Here is an 18,212-nt window from a genome sequence, read left to right as displayed (position 1 = left end):
TGCTGGCCTTTTTTTTTGCCGAAAACACTCTTCCCCTCTCTGCGACCATTCCCCATAAACAAATAATCACCAATGAAAGCGGTTACATCGCAATTTACCAATCGTTAATTAAGATGATTCTTTATTGCAACATAGCATTGCCGTGCTAGTTACATATCATTTCAGAATAGTCCTGAGTATAAATTTTTGATTTAATTTTACACTGCTAACTCACTGTTTTATATTAAAAAATATCACATACACTTCTTGACACTTGTGTAATCGATTACACTAACGTGAGTTTAATCACACAAATTCATGCGGCGTTAACCTACCCTAGAGTCAGATACGAAGAATCACTCAACTGGAGAGCTGTATGCCTAATACAAAAAAACAAGGGCGCTCGAACAAAAGCATGACCTTTTTCGTCTGTTTCCTTGCAGCCCTGGCCGGTTTGTTATTTGGCCTTGATATCGGAGTTATCGCCGGTGCACTGCCGTTTATCGCTAAAGATTTCCAGATAACCGCGCACCAGCAAGAATGGGTCGTCAGTTCAATGATGTTTGGTGCCGCTGTTGGTGCTGTTGGTAGCGGCTGGCTCTCCTTCCGCATTGGGCGTAAGTACAGCCTGATGATAGGCGCAGTACTGTTCGTTGCCGGTTCGCTTTGCTCTGCATTCGCACCGAATACTGAAATCCTGATCCTCTCCCGCGTACTGTTGGGCCTGGCGGTCGGTGTTGCGTCATATACCGCACCGCTTTATCTGTCTGAAATTGCTCCAGAAAAAATTCGCGGCAGCATGATTTCGATGTACCAGTTGATGATTACCATCGGTATTCTCGGAGCTTACCTTTCTGATACCGCCTTCAGCTACAGCGGTTCATGGCGTTGGATGTTGGGCGTTATCACTATTCCGGCCCTGATTTTACTGGTAGGCGTGTTCTTCCTCCCGGACAGCCCGCGCTGGTTCGCTGCGAAACGCCGTTTCCACGATGCCGAACGCGTACTGATGCGTCTGCGTGATACCAGTGCAGAAGCAAAACGTGAACTGGAAGAAATCCGTGAAAGCCTGAAGGTTAAACAAAGCGGCTGGTCACTGTTTAAAGACAACAGCAACTTCCGTCGTGCGGTGTTCCTTGGCATCCTGCTTCAGGTGATGCAGCAGTTCACCGGTATGAACGTGATTATGTATTACGCACCGAAGATCTTTGAAATCGCAGGCTTCACCAACACCACTCAGCAAATGTGGGGCACCGTCATCGTTGGACTTATCAACGTACTGGCGACCTTTATTGCTATCGGTCTGGTAGACAGATGGGGTCGTAAACCTACGCTGGTGCTGGGCTTCATGGTGATGGCGGTGGGTATGGGCGTATTGGGCACTATGCTGCACATCGGGATTCACTCTCAGGGTGCACAATACTTCGCCATCGCGATGCTGTTGATGTTCATCGTAGGTTTTGCAATGAGTGCTGGTCCGCTGATTTGGGTACTGTGTTCTGAAATTCAGCCGCTGAAAGGCCGTGATTTTGGTATCACTTGCTCGACCGCCACCAACTGGATTGCGAACATGATTGTCGGTGCAACATTCCTGACCATGCTTAACACGCTGGGCAACGCGAATACCTTCTGGGTCTATGCGGCGCTAAACCTGTTCTTTATTGTGCTGACGCTGTGGTTGATTCCAGAAACCAAACACGTTTCCCTGGAACACATTGAACGTAACTTAATGAAAGGCCGCCGCTTACGCGAGATTGGCGCTCACGAGTAAATCACTCCCGCCCCTATCCACTGCGGATAGGGGCTTGCACCCTGCCCCACCTCGCACTATTCTTGCCCGCTATGAAATCCCCAAGACTCCCCATCGCAATCCAACAGGCCGTTATGCGCTGCCTGCGTGAAAAACTGCAACAGGCCAATCAACACCTGGGACGAAATTATCCCGAACCGAAACTGGTCTATCAGCAGCGTGGCACCGCTGCGGGTACTGCATGGATGGATAGCTACGAGATTCGTCTAAACCCGGTGTTACTGATGGAAAATCAGCAAACCTTTATTGATGAAGTTGTCCCGCACGAACTGGCTCATTTGTTGGTCTGGAAACACTTTGGCCGCGTTGCCCCCCACGGCAAAGAGTGGAAATGGATGATGGAAAGCGTGCTTGGCGTTCCCGCAAGGCGCACACACAAATTTGAAGTGCAGTCAGTGCGTAAAAACACCTTCCCTTATCGCTGCCGCTGCCAACTACACCAACTTACGGTCAGGCGACATAACCGTGTCATACGGGGTGAAGCGGAATACCGCTGTGTTCAATGCGGCGACCTGTTAAAGCCAGACGTTACAACTCCCTGTAATTAAAAATATTAATCTTAAAGTTTCCTGATTTAGCTGATTGAATCCCAATAATGCATCAGGTAGGGTTCAGGCACGTTTTAGTAAGGATTCTGGAAATGTCTCGCAAATATTCTTTGGCTGTTGCAGTTATTGCAGCCCTCTCCTCTTTTTCTGCACTCAGTGCTGGTATCAATAATTTCTCTCAAGCCAAAGCTGCTGGCGCCAAAGTGAATGCCGACGCGCCAGGCGACTTCTATTGTGGATGTAAAATCAGCTGGGAAGGAAAAAAGGGTATTCCCGATCTTGAGTCCTGCGGCTACAAAGTCCGGAAGAATGAAAACCGTGCGACGCGAATCGAGTGGGAGCACGTCGTACCGGCCTGGCAGTTCGGTCATCAGCGCCAGTGTTGGCAAGATGGCGGCCGTAAAAACTGTGCCAAAGACCCAGAATATCGCAAGATGGAAAGCGATATGCACAACCTGCAACCCGCAGTAGGCGAAGTGAATGCTGATCGTAACAACTTCATGTACAGCCAGTGGAACGGCGGTGAAGGGCAATACGGGCAGTGTGAAATGAAAGTCGACTTTAAAGATAAGATTGCCGAGCCACCAGCGCGGGCTCGCGGCGCTATTGCTCGCACCTACTTCTACATGCGTGACCAGTATCAGCTCAACCTTTCTCGCCAGCAGACCCAGCTATTTGAAGCATGGAATAAGCAATATCCGGTCACGGCCTGGGAGTGTGAACGCGATGAGCGCATCGCTAAAGTTCAGGGCAATCATAACCCTTATGTGCTGCGGGCTTGCCAGGCACAAAACAGCTAACCTACACTAGCGGTCATATTGATTACCGTGCGATGTTTTCTCCCTCTCCCTGAGGGAGAGGGCCGGGGTGAGGGATGTGTTAGCGAATATCCCCTCACCCTAACCCTCTCCCAAAGGAGAGGAGATCAAAGCAGTTCGCCTTAGCAAGTGGATCCTTCTAAATCATGCGTATACCCCGCATTCATCACCCCGAACACCTCACCGTCGGCCAGGACGTGGCTCTTTGCGAAGATGCCGCTAACCACGTTGGCCGCGTATTGCGCATGAGCGCAGGCCACGCCGTGCAATTGTTTGACGGAAGCAATCAGGTCTTTGACGCAGAAATCGTACAGGCTGATAAGAAAAGCGTGCGGGTAAAAGTACTTAGCGCAAGCGTAGACGACCGTGAATCCCCGCTGCATCTGCATCTTGGTCAGGTCATGTCTCGCGGTGAGAAAATGGAGTTCACGATTCAGAAGGCTGTCGAACTCGGCGTGAACGTGATTACACCTTTGTTTTCTGAACGCTGTGGCGTAAAACTGGATGCCGAGCGTCTGAACAAGAAGCTCGGACAATGGCAGAAAATTGCCATTGCTGCCTGCGAGCAATGTGGCCGTAATATCGTGCCGGAAATTCGCCAGGCGATGGATCTTGAAGACTGGTGCGCAGAACTTGATGACAGTTTGAAGTTAAATCTGCATCCCCGCGCCAGCGCCAGTATCAACACGTTGCCACAACCCGTTGAGCGTGTACGTTTGTTGATTGGCCCTGAAGGGGGTTTGACGGCTGATGAAATTGCGATGACCGCACGCCATCAGTTTACTGATATTCTGTTGGGACCTCGCGTTCTTCGTACTGAGACTACCGCGCTCACCGCCATTACCGCGCTGCAAGTGCGTTTTGGCGACCTGGGCTAAAGGAGAAAAACAATGATCAAGCTCGGCATCGTGATGGATCCCATCGCAAATATTAATATCAAGAAAGATTCCAGTTTTGCCATGTTGCTTGAAGCACAGCGCCGTGGATACGAACTCCATTATATGGAAATGGCAGATCTGTATTTGATCAATGGTGAAGCGCACGCACGCACCCGCATTCTGACTGTCGAGCAGAACTACGATAAGTGGTACGAATTTAGCAGCGAGCAAGATATTCAGCTTGCCGATCTCGACGTTATTTTAATGCGTAAAGATCCGCCGTTTGATACCGAATTTATCTACGCGACCTACATTCTTGAGCGCGCAGAAGAACAAGGCACGCTGATCGTTAACAAACCGCAAAGCCTGCGAGACTGTAACGAAAAGCTGTTCACCGCCTGGTTTGCTGATTTGACCCCAGAAACGCTGGTAACCCGCAACAAAGCGCAGCTTAAAGCGTTCTGGCAAAAACACGGCGACATCATTCTCAAGCCGCTGGACGGCATGGGTGGCACATCAATCTTCCGCGTTAAAGAAGGCGATCCTAACATCGGCGTCATTGCTGAAACGCTGACTGAACTCGGTAATCGTTACTGCATGGCGCAAAACTACCTGCCTGCTATTGTCGATGGCGACAAACGTGTTCTGGTTGTCGATGGCGAACCCGTTCCGTATTGCCTGGCTCGTATTCCACAAGGTGGCGAAACCCGTGGCAATCTGGCCGCCGGTGGTCGTGGTGAACCGCGTCCGCTGACCGACAGCGACTGGGAAATTGCCCGTCGCGTCGGCCCAACATTGAAAGCCAAAGGGCTCATCTTTGTTGGTCTGGATATCATCGGCGATCGCCTGACCGAGATTAACGTGACAAGCCCAACCTGTATTCGCGAAATCGAAGCCGAATTCCCGGTATCGATCACCGGAATGTTGTTCGACGCTATCGAGAAACGTCTGGCTAAATAACACCAGAGTGACAGCATCTTGCTTTCCCCGCATACTGGGTGCTGTCGCTTTTTCAACCGGGATCAAACCTCTGACAATGAATTTACAGCATCACTTTCTGATTGCCATGCCCGCGCTCCAGGATCCTCTGTTTAAGCGAGCAGTCGTTTATATTTGTGAATATAGCGACGAAGGCGCTATGGGGATAATCATCAATAAACCCCTCGAAAATCTTCAGGTTGACGGTGTTCTTGAAAAATTAAAAATCGAACCAGAACCACGCGACCCATCCATTCGTCTTGATAAACCTGTTTTTATCGGTGGCCCATTAGCGGAAGACCGTGGCTTTATTTTGCACTCGCCACCAGACTGTTTTGCTTCAAGCATCTGTATTTCTGATGAAACGGTGATCACCACTTCCCGTGATGTGCTCGAAACTATCGGCACAGCCAAACAACCTACGGATGTGATTGTGGCATTGGGCTACTCTTCCTGGGAAAAAGGGCAACTGGAACAAGAGATTTTGGACAATGCCTGGTTAACTGCACCAGCCGATGCATCGATCATTTTCCACACCCCAATTTCCGAACGCTGGCGTGAAGCCGCAAAATTAATCGGCATTGATATTCACAATATGCCAAGCGAAGCGGGGCACGCATAATGAGCAGTGGGACATTGTTAGCCTTTGATTTCGGCACTAAAAGTATTGGTGTCGCCATCGGGCAGCGTATTACCGGAACGGCGCGCCCTTTAACCGCGCTGAAAGCACAAGATGGCACGCCGGACTGGAATGCTATCGAAAAAATCCTTAAAGAGTGGCAGCCCGATGAAGTCATCGTTGGCTTACCTCTGAATATGGATGGCACTGAACAGCCACTTACCGCCCGTGCGCGTAAGTTTGCCAACCGCCTGCATGGGCGTTTTGGCGTAAAAGTTTCTCTGCAAGATGAGCGCCTGAGCACCGTTGAAGCCCGTGCTGGCTTGTTTGAACACGGCGGTTTCCGGGCTTTAAACAAAGGTAGCATTGACTCAGCCTCCGCAGTCATCATTCTTGAAAGCTGGTTTGACTATAACCCTTGATTGTTACCTCTACGGCGGAAGGTGCATTCGTAACCTCGCACTCCGCCGCTGCAAGCTGACCTTTCCCAACAAACAACGCCTCGCTTTGCGCAAAACTCTGCATGCCATATTGCTGGCCGGTTTGAATCAGCCCGGGTAACTGATGCGTTTTCCCCTCGCGAATAAGGCTCGCCACGGCAGGAGTATTTACCAATAATTCAAACAGCGCCCCCCTTCCACCTTGAGCGTCAGGTTGTAATTTCTGCGCGAGCACCGCTTTTAAGCTACCGGCCAGTTGGCTGCGCACCATGCTTTTTTCCTCTGCAGGAAAGACATCCACCAGCCGTTCCACCGCTTGTGCTGCACCGCGAGTATGCAATGTTGCCAGTACCAGATGGCCGGTTTCCGCGGCAGTGAGCGCCAGACGGATAGTTTCGCTATCGCGTAATTCCCCCAGCAAAATCACGTCCGGGTCTTCACGTAATGCGGCACGTAAAGCGGCGGCAAAAGAGCGGCAATGCGTGCCGGGTTCACGCTGCTGAATCAGACAGCGATGAGAGGAATGAACAAATTCAATCGGATCTTCCAGCGTCAGGATATGCCCATCAAGCTGATGGTTGAGATGATCAACCATTGCCGCAAGCGTGGTGGATTTACCGCTGCCCGTCGCACCTGTGACCAGAATCAGGCCATCTGGCGACTGTAGCAATTCGGGTATCAGTGGCGGGGCATTTAATGCCTCGAGTTTGGGGCAGTTTGAAGACAATAACCGCAAGGCAAGAGAGTGCCCGTGCAACTGATGAAAAGCGTTAGCCCGCAATCGCACCCCTGATTGTAGAGTCACGGCAAAATCGACCTGCCCGGTTTCTTGCAGTTGCACCTTTTGTGCTTTCGACAGCCAGTCTTCTAGCAATACATCCGGTTCAGGAGCGCCTCCAGGCAGCAGTTCCAGCCGCCCTTGCCTACGCCTGCGAGCAGGAAGGTGCGCGCACAGGTGTAGATCAGAGACATTATGCTTTACACTAAGGGCCACAATTTCTTCGATATCCATATCACTTTCCAACCTATGAATGAGATAACGCACAATCTGGCACAGGTTCAGCACAAAATCTTAGCGGCAACTCAACGCTGCGGCCGTGCTCCAGAGGAAGTTACTTTGCTTGCAGTAAGCAAAACGAAGCCTGCGAGCGCGCTCGCAGAAGCGATTGCTGCCGGGCAACGCGCTTTCGGTGAAAACTACGTGCAAGAAGGCGTGGATAAAATTCGTTACTTTGCCGAGAACAGCGAAGCCACACTGGAATGGCACTTTATCGGACCTTTACAGTCGAACAAAAGCCGTCTGGTCGCTGAACATTTTGACTGGTGCCACACCGTCGACAGGCTTCGTATTGCCACCCGTTTAAGCGAACAGCGTCCGGCCGAACTGCCTCCGCTTAACGTATTGATTCAAATAAATATCAGTGATGAACAAAGCAAGTCTGGTATTGCGTTAAGCGAGCTTGAAACGCTGGCGGCTGACGTCGCTGTACTACCGGGTTTGGTTCTACGAGGTTTGATGGCGATCCCTGCCCCTGAACCTGATTACGAGCATCAGTTAGCGGTTTGCCAGAAAATGGCTGCCGCTTTCACATCGCTCAAAAACCGCTATGCAACGGTTGATACGTTGTCTCTGGGCATGACCGATGACATGGACGCCGCGATTGCCGCAGGCAGCACCATGGTGCGCATTGGAACCGCTATTTTCGGCGCGCGGGATTACTCCGCCAGCTAAACCGTAGCCCAATAGATTTCAGACTGTCAGATGGCAACCAACGCTTCTACAGCCTGAAAGATGAAGGGCTTATTATTGAGGAACACCATGCTAACGTTGACTTTCCTGGTCAAAACACTGATTGAACTGTATGTGATGGTGCTGCTAATTCGCATCTGGATGCAGTGGTCGCGTTGTGATTTTTACAATCCTTTTGCCCAATTTATCGTCAAAATTACCCAGCCGATTGTTGGCCCATTGCGCCGGATAATCCCTTCGATTGGGCCGATTGATACCTCTTCATTGCTGGTGGCGTTTATTCTCACCACGCTGAAGTACCCTGTTCTGCTGCTGATTCAAGTAGGCGCGCTGTCGCTTGATCCAATGAATCTGCTGGTCGGCCTGTTATCGTTGCTCAAGTCCGCCGGTACGCTGGTGTTCTGGGTCATTATCATTCGTTCGCTGATGAGCTGGATTAGCCAGGGTCGCAGTCCAATTGAATACGTGCTGATGCAATTGACCGAACCAATGATGGCGCCAATTCGCCGTGTTATTCCGGCAATGGGCGGCATTGATTTCTCCGCGATGGTCGTGATTTTGATTCTGTATGCACTGAATTACCTTGGCATGGATCTGTTCCCGGGGCTGTGGTATTTGCTGTGAGTGCAGTGAGTCAAACCGCAGACGGGCTGGTTTTACGGCTGTATATTCAGCCTAAAGCCAGCCGGGATAGCATTATTGGGCTGCATGGCGACGAACTAAAAGTCGCCATCACCGCGCCGCCAATTGACGGCAAAGCCAACGCCCATCTGGTAAAATATCTGGCTAAACAGTTCCGCGTCGCCAAAAGCCAAGTTGTGGTTGAGAAAGGCGAGTTGGGCCGTCATAAGCAAGTTAAGATTATCGACCCGCAACAAATCCCGACGGAAGTCGCGGCATTGCTCGAATAATTACCGAATTTCACAGGATTATCTCACTATGCAAAAAGTTGTCCTCGCGACCGGTAACGCCGGTAAAGTGCGTGAACTTGCCGATTTACTGGGCGATTTTGGTCTGGATGTTGTGGCACAAACTGAATTAGGCGTGGAGTCTGCCGAAGAAACAGGCTTGACGTTTATCGAAAACGCCATTCTGAAAGCCCGCCACGCGGCGCAGATTACGGGTTTGCCCGCCATTGCCGATGACTCTGGTCTGGCCGTAGATGTTCTGGGCGGCGCCCCGGGTATTTACTCGGCACGTTACGCAGGCATTGAGGCAACGGATCAGCAGAATCTGGAAAAGCTGCTGGCGACACTGAAAGATGTGCCGGACGATCAACGCAAAGCGCGGTTCCATTGTGTGCTGGTGTATATGCGTCATGCAGAAGATCCCACACCGCTGGTGTGTCACGGCAGTTGGGAAGGTCAGATCACCCGCGAAGCCGCAGGGGCTGGCGGCTTTGGCTACGACCCGATTTTCTTTGTCACTACCGAGGGCAAAACTGCGGCTGAACTCACTCGTGATGAAAAACGCGCGATTTCCCACCGTGGGCAAGCACTAAAACTGTTACTGGAAGCAATGAAAAATGGCTAATTTGCCACCACTGAGTCTCTATATTCACATCCCGTGGTGCGTGCAGAAGTGCCCCTACTGTGACTTCAATTCTCATGCACTAAAAGGCGACGTCCCGCATGACGAGTATGTCGCCCACCTGTTGCGCGATCTGGACAACGACGCGCCAATGGCACAAGGACGTGAAATAAAGACCATCTTTATTGGTGGCGGTACGCCTAGCTTGCTTTCAAGCGAGGCGATGCAAACGTTGCTCGATGGCGTGCGTGCGCGCCTGCCGCTGGCAGCTGATGCAGAAATTACCATGGAAGCGAATCCTGGCACCGTTGAGGCCGACCGCTTCGTTGGCTATCAACGTGCTGGCGTGAACCGCATTTCTATCGGTGTGCAGAGTTTTAGCGAGACAAAACTCAAACGCCTGGGCCGAATCCATGATTCCGGTGAAGCGAAACGTGCGGCAAATCTGGCTAGCGGATTAGGGCTGCGTAGTTTCAATCTGGATTTGATGCACGGTTTGCCAGACCAGTCGCTGGAAGAGGCGCTGGATGATTTGCGACAGGCCATTGAGCTGAATCCACCGCATCTTTCCTGGTATCAGCTGACAATTGAGCCTAATACGCTGTTTAGCTCACGTCCGCCAAAACTGCCGGACGACGACGCGCTGTGGGATATTTTCGAACAGGGCGACAAACTGCTGACGGCTGCGGGTTATCAGCAATACGAAACCTCGGCCTACGCAAAACCGGGCTATCAGTGTCAGCACAACCTGAACTACTGGCGTTTTGGCGACTACCTGGGAATTGGCTGTGGCGCACACGGTAAAGTGACGTTCGAAGACGGGCGCATCATGCGTACCGCCAAAACGCGCCACCCGCGTGGCTATATGGAAGGCAAATACCTCGATCGCCAGCACGATGTTGAGCAAGCGGATAAACCGTTCGAGTTCTTTATGAACCGTTTCCGCCTGCTGGAAGCCGCACCACGCAATGAATTTAGCCTGTATACCGGGCTGGACGAAACGGTGATCCGTGCGCAGCTGGATGAAGCAATTGCTAAAAATTATCTGGTAGAAACTGAAGATTACTGGCAGATAACCGAGCACGGTAAGCTGTTTTTGAATTCGCTATTAGAGATTTTCCTGGCCGAGTAATCAAATATCGGGGCGAATAGCCGCCCCGATATCTTTTAAATGTTTTTGACCCTGCTGGTCAAAATCAACGCCAACACCGCCAATCCTGCAATTAACCAATACACCGAATAATGCCCGAAACTCTCCGCGAGCGCCCCTTGCAACACGCCAGCCAGAATCACGCCGGTAGAAATACTGTTGGTAAATAATGTGGTTGCCGACCCCGGCCTGCCCGGCATTAAATCCTGGAACCATAGCATTCCAATCCCGGCGACAATGCCAATAAACACCGCGTTAAACAACTGGAGCAACAACAGCGCCGTGCGGCTGTGGAACAAAATCAGCCCGACGTAGAACAACACGCCCGCTGCCACCGCAATCACCATCATGCGCCGCTTACCAAAACGCTTCACATAATAGCCCGCAAGGATCATCGCCGGGATTTCAAGCCCCGCCGCCGTCCCCATCAGCAGTCCTGCCAGCGATTCCGGAAGCCCTAAATCACTGCTGACCCACAGCGGCATATCAATGATGTACATGGTGTTGCAGGTCCACATCAGCATTGAGGCAATGAACAACATGCGGACGTTCTTGTCTTTCCAGCCGCTGACTTCGGTAAGCGCCAGATCGGCGGGCTGTTCAATTCGCTCAACCGACGGAAGTGCGAAGAAGATGAGCGCCAGCGAGATAACAAAAATCCCCGCCGCAATAAGAAACATGGTGGTAAAGCCGTAGTTTAACGCCAGCATAAACGACAACGGCGGGCCAATGACCCAGGCAAGCGACAGCTGGGCACGCATTATCGAGCTGAACATCACCACTTCACGTGCGGATCTATCTGCATACTCGCGGGCCAGGGCGAAGATTTGCGGCATTGCCGTGTTAGCAATGGAGGCAAACATGACGCCCAGGGTAATTAGCGTCAGATAATGACGGTTAAAAGCAAACAAAATGCAGTTTGCCACGGCCATCGCACAGCAAACCATAATCAGCTTTCGTCTGTCGCCCCGGCTATCAGAGCGCTTCGCCAGCATCAGACTGACCAGAATACCGGCTATCGCGTTGACGGTATAAAACAACCCGACCCAGAATGGCCGCACTTGCACTTCACGCGTTAAAAACAGGCTCAGCGTAGGTGCCTGAAGTGCCCCCGCGATGCCCATCATAAAAGCCACTAGCATAAATGCTGTGTAAACCGGATTCAGGCGTCGTCCTTTTGTCAGAAACCAGGCCATGCAGAGAGATCCTTTTGCTTGAGCGGGTGATAAATGTGCAAGCCGTCCACTATACCCTAAATAATTCAAGTTGCAGGTAGGCGGCAAGGGAGCAAATTCCCAGGAGCTTACTAAAGTAAGTGACTGGGGTTTGTGAGTGCAGCCAACACCCCTGCGGCTTGAAGTATGACGGGTATAAAAAAGCCAGCGGTAAAAACCACTGGCCTGGTGAACATCACCAATTCTCAGTCACACATGAATCAACGAGTTAGTACTTCACGGTTGCGGAAGTGTTCACTTCCCACTGCATTAAGTCCTCGAGCATCCTCAGACGTTGCGACGCTGTCTGGCGAGCCAGCCATCCAGCAGAAACACTTTGTGTTGCGGCAAAATACTGTTGATAAAACTTAACAACCGGTGACCGTTTCATATGTACCTCCTCGCTTTCATCGTTGATGATTATTGGCGTAATATGAGGAAAGTTAAATTGATGAGTTTCTGCCGGGAGTTCCTCTTTTCTACCCTTTAGCATTCGAGTTGCAGGTAGGCGGCAAGGGAGGGAATCCCCAGGAGCTTACTTGAGTAAGTGACTGGGGTGAGCAAACGCAGCCAACACCCCTGCAACTTGAAGGATGAAGGGTATATGTCTAGTGGTCGTCTACAACAACAGTTCATCCGTCTGTGGCAAAGCTTCGAAGGAAAGCCGCAAGAAACGACGTTGAATGATTTGGCCGATTTGCTGAATTGCTCCCGCCGACATATGCGGACGTTACTCAGTGCGATGCAGGAAAATGGCTGGTTAAGCTGGCAAGCCGAAGCCGGGCGCGGCAAGCGATCAAAGCTTGAGTTTTTGTACACAGGCCTTGCGCTCCAGCAACAGCGCGCAGAAGATCTGCTTGAGCAGGACAGGATTGATCAACTGGTGCAGATCGTTGGCGATAAAGCTGCCGTTCGCCAGATGCTGATTTCTCATCTTGGTCGAAGCTTTCGGCAAGGGCGGCATATACTGCGCGTTCTCTACTACCGCCCACTGCTAAATCTGTTACCCGGTTCCGCTCTACGTCGTTCAGAAACTCATATTGCCCGGCAAATTTTCAGCGGGCTTATCCGTATAAATGAGGAAAATGGGGAACTGGAAGCGGATATTGCCCACCACTGGCAACAAATTTCCCCATTACATTGGCGTTTTTATCTTCGCCCCGGCATTCATTTTCACCATGGGCGTGAGTTGGATATGCTGGATGTGACGACATCCTTGCAACGTATCAGCACTTTGCCGCTTTATTCGCATATTAAGGAAATTACCTCGCCTACAGCCTGGACGCTGGATATCACCCTCTCACAACCCGACAAATGGCTACCGTGGTTACTGGGCAGCGTCAATGCGATGATCCTGCCGCGCGAATGGCAGACCTTAACCAATTTTGCTCGTCAGCCGGTCGGCACCGGCCCGTATTCGGTGGTACGCAACAACACCAATCAGCTGAAAATTCAGGCCTACGATGATTACTTCGGTTATCGGGCATTGATTGACGAGGTCAATTTTTGGGTGCTGCCGGAAATTGGTGAAGAAATCAGTTGTGCGGTGCAATTGTCAGGAATGCCCGACAGTGAGAAAGCCATCGAAAGTCGTCTCGAAGAAGGCTGCTACTATATTTTGTTCGATAGCCGCTCAACATTGGGTAGCAATACAGAAGTACGCCGTTGGTTGAGCCATGTTCTGGCACCGATCCATCTGCTTTACAGCGCAGGCGCCCAAAATCAGCAATATTGGTTCCCAGCCTACGGACTGCTACCGCGCTGGCACCATGCACGCCCCCAGCCGACACTCGAAAAACCCGCCGGGCTGGAGTCCGTTACGCTGACATTTTATCGCGATCACGTTGAGCATCGGGTGATAGCTAAATTCATGGAAGAGCTGCTGGCGCGCGTGGGTGTAGAGCTTGTGGTGCAAGAGGTGAGCTATGAAGAGTGGCATCAGGGGGATGCTGAAAGTGATATCTGGCTTAATAGCGCGAACTTCACTCTACCGTTAGAGTTTTCACTCTATTCGCACCTTTATGAAGTGCCGTTGATTCAAAAATGCCTCGCCATTGACTGGGAAACGGATACGGGTAAATGGCATAACGGAGAGCTTTCTCTGCCTGAGTGGTGCCAGAGTCGCGTGGAAAATAATGATATTTTGCCGTTAATCCACCACTGGTTGCGCATTGAAGGACAACGCAGTATGCGCGGTGTGAGAATGAACACGTTGGGATGGTTCGACTTTAAGTCGGCATGGTTTGCACCACCAGAACCAATACCTCTTTCGTAATATTTACAAAATCTCTACAATGCACGCGTTCTCAACGGGGTGCTAAGGCGAAAGTCTGGCTGAGATAATACCCGTCGAACCTGATCCGGATAACGCCGGCGAAGGGATTTGAGGCTCATTTCTCAAAGTCCTTTGCCACCCCTAATCCCAAGAGGTGCAAAGTGTTCAAAAAATTATTGCCGTTGCTTGCGCTCATCGCAGCACCTGTTTTTGCCAAACCCCTGCTGACTGTTTATACCTACGACTCTTTTGCCGCCGACTGGGGGCCAGGTCCTGCGGTGAAAAAGGCCTTTGAAGCGGACTGTAATTGCGAGCTGAAATTCGTCGCACTCGAAGATGGCGTTTCGTTGCTTAATCGCATCCGAATGGAAGGTAAAAACAGTAAAGCTGATGTCGTTCTGGGGCTGGATAACAACCTTCTGGAAGCGGCCACCCAGACGAAATTATTTGCACCGAGCAAAACAAACATCAGTGCGTTGAAAGTCCCTGGCGGCTGGAGCAACGAGACCTTCGTGCCGTTCGATTACGGCTATTTCGCTTTCGTCTACGATAAAAACAAACTGAAGAACCCGCCGAAAAGCCTGAAAGAGCTGGTCGAAAGCGACCAAAAGTGGAAAGTGATTTATCAGGATCCGCGCACCAGCACGCCGGGCCTGGGCTTGCTGTTATGGATGCAAAAAGTGTATGGCGACAAGTCGCCTGAAGCGTGGCAAAAACTGGCGAAGAAAACCGTCACCGTGACTAAAGGCTGGAGCGAAGCCTATGGTCTGTTCCTGAAAGGTGAAGGCGATTTGGTGCTGAGTTACACCACTTCTCCGGCTTATCACATTATCGAAGAGAAAAAAGATAACTACGCAGCGGCTAATTTTAGCGAAGGCCACTATTTGCAGGTGGAAGTTGCCGGACGTCTGGCGTCAAGCAAACAGCCGGAACTGGCTGAAAAGTTCATGGCTTTTATCACCTCACCCGGCTTCCAGAATACCGTTGCGACGGGAAACTGGATGTACCCTGTGACCGATGTGAAATTGCCTGAAGGCTTTAATGGCCTGGTCAAACCGCAGAACACCCTTGAGTACAGCGCGCAAGAAGTCTCTAAACAACGCGCCAACTGGATTAGCGAATGGCAACGCGCCGTCAGCCGCTAATTCCCGGCTGGCTGATCCCAGGGCTTTGTGCCGCCACACTGGTGGTGGCCGTAGCCCTGGCGGCTTTTATGGCGCTGTGGTTTAACGCGCCGCAAACAGATATCCGCGCCCTGATGCAGGATAGCTATTTGTGGCACGTACTGCGTTTCTCGTTCTGGCAGGCGTTTCTCTCCGCCGCACTTTCCGTATTCCCGGCAATTTTTCTGGCTCGTGCGCTCTATCGTCGCCGTTTCCCTGGTCGTTTAGCCCTTTTACGGCTGTGCGCGATGACGCTGGTTTTGCCGGTGCTGGTGGCGGTATTCGGTATTCTGACAGTGTACGGGCGCGAAGGTTGGCTGGCCTCGCTATGCGCAGGGTTGGGAATCGAGTGGACCTTCTCGCCCTACGGTTTAAAAGGCATTTTATTAGCACACGTCTTTTTTAACATGCCAATGGCGACACGTTTGCTGCTTCAGGCATTAGAAAATATCCCCAGCGAACAGCGACAGGTTGCCGCACAACTCGGGATGCAGGGCTGGAATTTCTTCCGCTTTGTGGAATGGCCCTGGCTGCGCCGCCAGATTCTCCCGGCGGCAGCGCTGATTTTTATGCTCTGTTTTGCAAGCTTTGCCACCGTGCTCTCGCTAGGCGGTGGGCCACAAGCGACTACCATCGAGCTGGCGATTTTCCAGGCGCTGAGCTACGACTACGATCCCGCTCGAGCAGCCTTGCTTGCGATGATCCAGATGGTCTGCTGTTTAGCGTTGGTGCTATTAAGCCAGCGACTTAGCAGAGCAATTCCCGTGGGGAATAGCCTGATGCACGGCTGGCGCGACCGTCAGGATAACCTGCGTCGTAAACTGTGCGACGCGGGGCTCATCATCCTCGCGCTGTTACTGTTACTGCCACCATTGTTGGCGGTGATGATTGATGGCCTCAATAGTGGCTTTAGCGCTGTGTTGTCACAGCCGGTGCTTTGGCAGGCATTGTTCACCTCATTACGAATTGCCGTAGGTGCCGGATTAATCTGCGTGATAATTACGGTAATGTTGCTGTGGAGCTCGCGGGAGTTACGCCTGCGTAACCGCACCTTTGCAGGCCAGGCGCTGGAACTTAGCGGAATGTTGATTCTGGCAATGCCCGGTATCGTGCTGGCGACCGGCTTTTTCCTGCTCCTCAATAGCACCGTGGGTTTACCGCAAACGGCTGATGGCATCGTGATTTTCACTAATGCGCTGATGGCAATCCCCTACGCACTAAAAGTGCTGGAAAACCCCATGCTGGACGTTGCTGAACGCTATACCAGGCTTTGCCAGTCGTTAAATATTAGTGGCGTAAACCGTCTGCGTTTTATCGAGTTACGCGCACTCAAACGCCCACTGGCGCAGGCACTGGCGTTTGCTTGTGTGTTATCGATTGGCGATTTCGGTGTCGTGGCTTTGTTTGGCAATGAGGATTTCCGCACGCTGCCGTTTTATCTCTATCAACAAATTGGTTCATATCGCAGCCAGGACGGAGCCGTCACCGCGCTTATCCTGCTGATACTGTGCTTTGCTTTATTCACTTTGATTGAAAAACTTCCGGGACGCCATGCTGATTCTTAATGATATAACCTGGCTCTATCACCATCTGCCAATGCGCTTTTCGATGAAGATTGGCAGCGGTGAACGCGTGGCGGTGCTGGGGCCGAGTGGCGCAGGGAAAAGTACACTACTGAGTTTGATTGCGGGATTTCTCACTCCCGCGAGCGGGCAGATTATGTTGTATGGCGAAGATCATACGCACAGCGCTCCGGCACAGCGTCCGGTATCGATGCTGTTTCAGGAGAACAATCTTTTCACCCATCTGACGGTGCGCCAGAATATTGGCCTTGGGTTAAATCCAGGGCTTAAACTCAACGCGACACAACAAGAGCGGCTCACGACGATTGCCAGCCAGATGGCGATTAGCGATTTATTCGACCGGCTTCCGTCACAACTCTCAGGTGGTCAGCGTCAGCGTGTCGCCCTCGCCCGCTGTCTGGTACGTGAACAACCTATTTTGCTGCTTGATGAGCCGTTCTCAGCACTCGACCCGGCGCTGCGCCAGGAAATGCTCGCGCTGCTTGATGAGCTGTGTCGCCAGCAACAATTGACGCTGTTGATGGTGTCACACAGTATTGAAGATGCGGCACGAATCGCCGAAAGAAGCCTGGTGGTGGTTGATGGCCGTATCGCCTGGGATGGCGACACGGCAACGTTATTGAGCGGAGAAGCCAGTGCATCGGCACTGCTGGGGATCGGCCGTTAAGCGTGGCCGGTGAGCACTTTCCACAGAATACTGCGATAAATCGGCATCATCGGGTGCATCTGAATCGCGACAAAACCACCCACCGCGAGCGCCGTCATGACGGGAGCTAGCCAGTGTAAACGCGCACGTGGCAGGTATTTCGTCAGGCGATCGGATGTTGCCTTGCCGCTACGCCACCAGCGCCAGCACAACCATGCCGCCAGCCAGATAATCAATGCCACCAGCAGTAAGAGCCACTTAAAGTTGCTGCTCTGCATATCCGCAGGAATATCAATCGCCGCACCCGCCAGAATCCCCGGCAAGAAGTAGATCGGTGGCCAGAACAGGCAGCCAATAATATTCGGAATGATAAATTTGGACACGGGCAGATCTAGCATGCCCGCCACCATTGGCACCAGTGGCCGCGTCGGGCCGACAAAACGCCCCACCAGAATAGTAAACATGCTGTGCTGATGCAGTGCATGTTCGGTTTTATCCAGCAGCGCTTTGTTCTTTTTCATGAACGACCAGCGATGCAGTGGCCCTTTAAAGCGCCCACCCAGCCAGAATGAAATCCAGTCGCCAAGTAAGCAACCGACAATCCCCGCAGCCCAGGCGTGATAAAAATCGACCTGCCCCCCACCAATGAGCGCACCAAGCCCTGCCATCATCACGGTGCCAGGAAGGATAAGCCCGACCAACGCCAGCGATTCGAGGAAGGCCACCAGCATCACCGCAAAAAGCGAATACACTACTGACTGAGTAATAAAGTGTTCCAGCAAAGCTTCCATAAAGCGTCCGTCGAGAAACGAGTGGGCGATTCTCCTGAGT

Annotated in this window: 20 protein-coding genes and 1 riboswitch; of the genes, 16 read left to right on the top strand and 4 right to left on the bottom strand. The window is 51.8% G+C overall.

Going from position 1 to position 18,212, the window contains the following annotated elements:
• The first annotated feature begins 355 nt into the window (after positions 1-355).
• From OH773_RS03460 to ruvX, 7 genes are all read left to right on the top strand, one after another.
• Positions 356-1,750: a sugar porter family MFS transporter gene (locus OH773_RS03460; RefSeq protein WP_183270600.1), complete on the top strand. Its 1,395-nt coding sequence runs from the start codon at positions 356-358 to the stop codon at positions 1,748-1,750.
• A 71-nt stretch (positions 1,751-1,821) separates the two neighbouring features.
• Complete coding sequence (locus tag OH773_RS03455; RefSeq protein ID WP_270143045.1) at positions 1,822-2,337, top strand: SprT family zinc-dependent metalloprotease; 516 nt, start codon at positions 1,822-1,824, stop codon at positions 2,335-2,337.
• Positions 2,338-2,429: 92 nt separating this feature from the next.
• On the top strand, positions 2,430-3,137 hold the full coding sequence (endA, locus tag OH773_RS03450; protein WP_183270602.1) for a deoxyribonuclease I: 708 nt from the start codon (positions 2,430-2,432) through the stop codon (positions 3,135-3,137).
• Positions 3,138-3,301: 164 nt separating this feature from the next.
• Positions 3,302-4,033, top strand: a complete 732-nt coding sequence (rsmE, locus tag OH773_RS03445) for a 16S rRNA (uracil(1498)-N(3))-methyltransferase (protein WP_270143042.1) — start codon at positions 3,302-3,304, stop codon at positions 4,031-4,033.
• A gap of 12 nt (positions 4,034-4,045) precedes the next feature.
• Positions 4,046-4,993, top strand: coding sequence for a glutathione synthase (gshB, locus tag OH773_RS03440; RefSeq protein WP_270143039.1), 948 nt, complete (start codon positions 4,046-4,048; stop codon positions 4,991-4,993).
• Between the two features lie 76 nt (positions 4,994-5,069).
• Positions 5,070-5,633, top strand: a complete 564-nt coding sequence (locus tag OH773_RS03435; RefSeq protein ID WP_270143037.1) for a YqgE/AlgH family protein — start codon at positions 5,070-5,072, stop codon at positions 5,631-5,633.
• On the top strand, positions 5,633-6,052 hold the full coding sequence (gene ruvX, locus OH773_RS03430) for a Holliday junction resolvase RuvX (protein ID WP_270143035.1): 420 nt from the start codon (positions 5,633-5,635) through the stop codon (positions 6,050-6,052). Before OH773_RS03435 ends, ruvX begins: the two co-directional genes overlap by 1 nt.
• Here the strand turns inward: ruvX and OH773_RS03425 are convergent.
• Complete coding sequence (locus OH773_RS03425) at positions 6,018-7,082, bottom strand: type IV pilus twitching motility protein PilT (RefSeq protein ID WP_270143032.1); 1,065 nt, start codon at positions 7,080-7,082, stop codon at positions 6,018-6,020. The genes ruvX and OH773_RS03425 overlap by 35 nt on opposite strands.
• A 15-nt stretch (positions 7,083-7,097) precedes the next feature.
• Between OH773_RS03425 and OH773_RS03420 the strand changes: the two genes are divergently transcribed.
• From OH773_RS03420 to hemW, 5 genes are all read left to right on the top strand, one after another.
• Positions 7,098-7,802, top strand: coding sequence for a YggS family pyridoxal phosphate-dependent enzyme (locus OH773_RS03420; protein ID WP_270145664.1), 705 nt, complete (start codon positions 7,098-7,100; stop codon positions 7,800-7,802).
• A gap of 87 nt (positions 7,803-7,889) precedes the next feature.
• The gene (locus tag OH773_RS03415; protein WP_183270608.1) at positions 7,890-8,444 is read left to right on the top strand and encodes a YggT family protein; all 555 of its coding nucleotides are present in this window, start codon (positions 7,890-7,892) and stop codon (positions 8,442-8,444) included.
• Positions 8,441-8,731: a DUF167 family protein YggU gene (gene yggU, locus OH773_RS03410; protein WP_183270609.1), complete on the top strand. Its 291-nt coding sequence runs from the start codon at positions 8,441-8,443 to the stop codon at positions 8,729-8,731. Before OH773_RS03415 ends, yggU begins: the two co-directional genes overlap by 4 nt.
• A 28-nt stretch (positions 8,732-8,759) precedes the next feature.
• Positions 8,760-9,353, top strand: a complete 594-nt coding sequence (locus tag OH773_RS03405; protein WP_270143029.1) for an XTP/dITP diphosphatase — start codon at positions 8,760-8,762, stop codon at positions 9,351-9,353.
• Positions 9,346-10,482: a radical SAM family heme chaperone HemW gene (hemW, locus tag OH773_RS03400; RefSeq protein WP_270143027.1), complete on the top strand. Its 1,137-nt coding sequence runs from the start codon at positions 9,346-9,348 to the stop codon at positions 10,480-10,482. Before OH773_RS03405 ends, hemW begins: the two co-directional genes overlap by 8 nt.
• 35 nt (positions 10,483-10,517) lie before the next feature.
• On the opposite strand, the gene OH773_RS03395 is transcribed toward hemW, so the two are convergent.
• The gene (locus OH773_RS03395; protein ID WP_270143025.1) at positions 10,518-11,696 is read right to left on the bottom strand and encodes a sugar efflux transporter; all 1,179 of its coding nucleotides are present in this window, start codon (positions 11,694-11,696) and stop codon (positions 10,518-10,520) included.
• A gap of 247 nt (positions 11,697-11,943) precedes the next feature.
• A complete protein-coding gene (sgrT, locus tag OH773_RS03390; RefSeq protein ID WP_270143023.1) occupies positions 11,944-12,105 on the bottom strand; it encodes a glucose uptake inhibitor SgrT in 162 nt (53 codons plus the stop codon).
• 213 nt (positions 12,106-12,318) lie between these two features.
• Here sgrT and sgrR point away from each other — a divergent pair, with 213 nt between their 5' ends.
• From sgrR to thiQ, 4 genes are all read left to right on the top strand, one after another.
• Complete coding sequence (gene sgrR / locus OH773_RS03385; protein ID WP_270143021.1) at positions 12,319-13,989, top strand: HTH-type transcriptional regulator SgrR; 1,671 nt, start codon at positions 12,319-12,321, stop codon at positions 13,987-13,989.
• A 25-nt stretch (positions 13,990-14,014) separates the two neighbouring features.
• A riboswitch (TPP riboswitch) is annotated at positions 14,015-14,114 on the top strand.
• 36 nt (positions 14,115-14,150) lie between these two features.
• The gene (gene thiB, locus OH773_RS03380; RefSeq protein ID WP_270143019.1) at positions 14,151-15,134 is read left to right on the top strand and encodes a thiamine ABC transporter substrate binding subunit; all 984 of its coding nucleotides are present in this window, start codon (positions 14,151-14,153) and stop codon (positions 15,132-15,134) included.
• Entirely contained in the window at positions 15,110-16,717 is a 1,608-nt protein-coding gene (gene thiP, locus OH773_RS03375) for a thiamine/thiamine pyrophosphate ABC transporter permease ThiP (protein WP_270143017.1), read from the top strand. Before thiB ends, thiP begins: the two co-directional genes overlap by 25 nt.
• A complete protein-coding gene (thiQ, locus tag OH773_RS03370; protein ID WP_270143015.1) occupies positions 16,704-17,402 on the top strand; it encodes a thiamine ABC transporter ATP-binding protein ThiQ in 699 nt (232 codons plus the stop codon). The genes thiP and thiQ overlap by 14 nt, the downstream gene beginning before the upstream one ends.
• Here thiQ and OH773_RS03365 read toward each other — a convergent pair.
• Positions 17,399-18,172 (bottom strand): DedA family protein, encoded by a 774-nt coding sequence (locus OH773_RS03365; protein WP_270143013.1) that lies wholly within the window; start codon positions 18,170-18,172, stop codon positions 17,399-17,401. The genes thiQ and OH773_RS03365 overlap by 4 nt on opposite strands.
• Positions 18,173-18,212 lie beyond the last annotated feature (40 nt).

The organism is Buttiauxella sp. WJP83, from assembly GCF_027594725.1.
Lineage (GTDB): Bacteria > Pseudomonadota > Gammaproteobacteria > Enterobacterales > Enterobacteriaceae > Buttiauxella > Buttiauxella selenatireducens.
Note: the sequence above shows the minus strand (reverse complement) of the source record. Positions and strands in the feature narration are given on the sequence as shown.

Bases quoted from the DNA above. Each gene is read 5' to 3' on its own strand.
- OH773_RS03460 (WP_183270600.1), top strand. From the start codon at position 356: ATGCCTAATACAAAAAAACAAGGGCGCTCGAACAAAAGCATGACCTTT.
- OH773_RS03455 (WP_270143045.1), top strand. From the start codon at position 1,822: ATGAAATCCCCAAGACTCCCCATCGCAATCCAACAGGCCGTTATGCGC.
- endA (WP_183270602.1), top strand. From the start codon at position 2,430: ATGTCTCGCAAATATTCTTTGGCTGTTGCAGTTATTGCAGCCCTCTCC.
- rsmE (WP_270143042.1), top strand. From the start codon at position 3,302: ATGCGTATACCCCGCATTCATCACCCCGAACACCTCACCGTCGGCCAG.
- gshB (WP_270143039.1), top strand. From the start codon at position 4,046: ATGATCAAGCTCGGCATCGTGATGGATCCCATCGCAAATATTAATATC.
- OH773_RS03435 (WP_270143037.1), top strand. From the start codon at position 5,070: ATGAATTTACAGCATCACTTTCTGATTGCCATGCCCGCGCTCCAGGAT.
- ruvX (WP_270143035.1), top strand. From the start codon at position 5,633: ATGAGCAGTGGGACATTGTTAGCCTTTGATTTCGGCACTAAAAGTATT.
- OH773_RS03425 (WP_270143032.1), bottom strand. From the start codon at position 7,082: ATGGATATCGAAGAAATTGTGGCCCTTAGTGTAAAGCATAATGTCTCT.
- OH773_RS03420 (WP_270145664.1), top strand. From the start codon at position 7,098: ATGAATGAGATAACGCACAATCTGGCACAGGTTCAGCACAAAATCTTA.
- OH773_RS03415 (WP_183270608.1), top strand. From the start codon at position 7,890: ATGCTAACGTTGACTTTCCTGGTCAAAACACTGATTGAACTGTATGTG.
- OH773_RS03405 (WP_270143029.1), top strand. From the start codon at position 8,760: ATGCAAAAAGTTGTCCTCGCGACCGGTAACGCCGGTAAAGTGCGTGAA.
- hemW (WP_270143027.1), top strand. From the start codon at position 9,346: ATGGCTAATTTGCCACCACTGAGTCTCTATATTCACATCCCGTGGTGC.
- OH773_RS03395 (WP_270143025.1), bottom strand. From the start codon at position 11,696: ATGGCCTGGTTTCTGACAAAAGGACGACGCCTGAATCCGGTTTACACA.
- sgrT (WP_270143023.1), bottom strand. From the start codon at position 12,105: ATGAAACGGTCACCGGTTGTTAAGTTTTATCAACAGTATTTTGCCGCA.
- sgrR (WP_270143021.1), top strand. From the start codon at position 12,319: ATGTCTAGTGGTCGTCTACAACAACAGTTCATCCGTCTGTGGCAAAGC.
- thiP (WP_270143017.1), top strand. From the start codon at position 15,110: ATGGCAACGCGCCGTCAGCCGCTAATTCCCGGCTGGCTGATCCCAGGG.
- thiQ (WP_270143015.1), top strand. From the start codon at position 16,704: ATGCTGATTCTTAATGATATAACCTGGCTCTATCACCATCTGCCAATG.
- OH773_RS03365 (WP_270143013.1), bottom strand. From the start codon at position 18,172: ATGGAAGCTTTGCTGGAACACTTTATTACTCAGTCAGTAGTGTATTCG.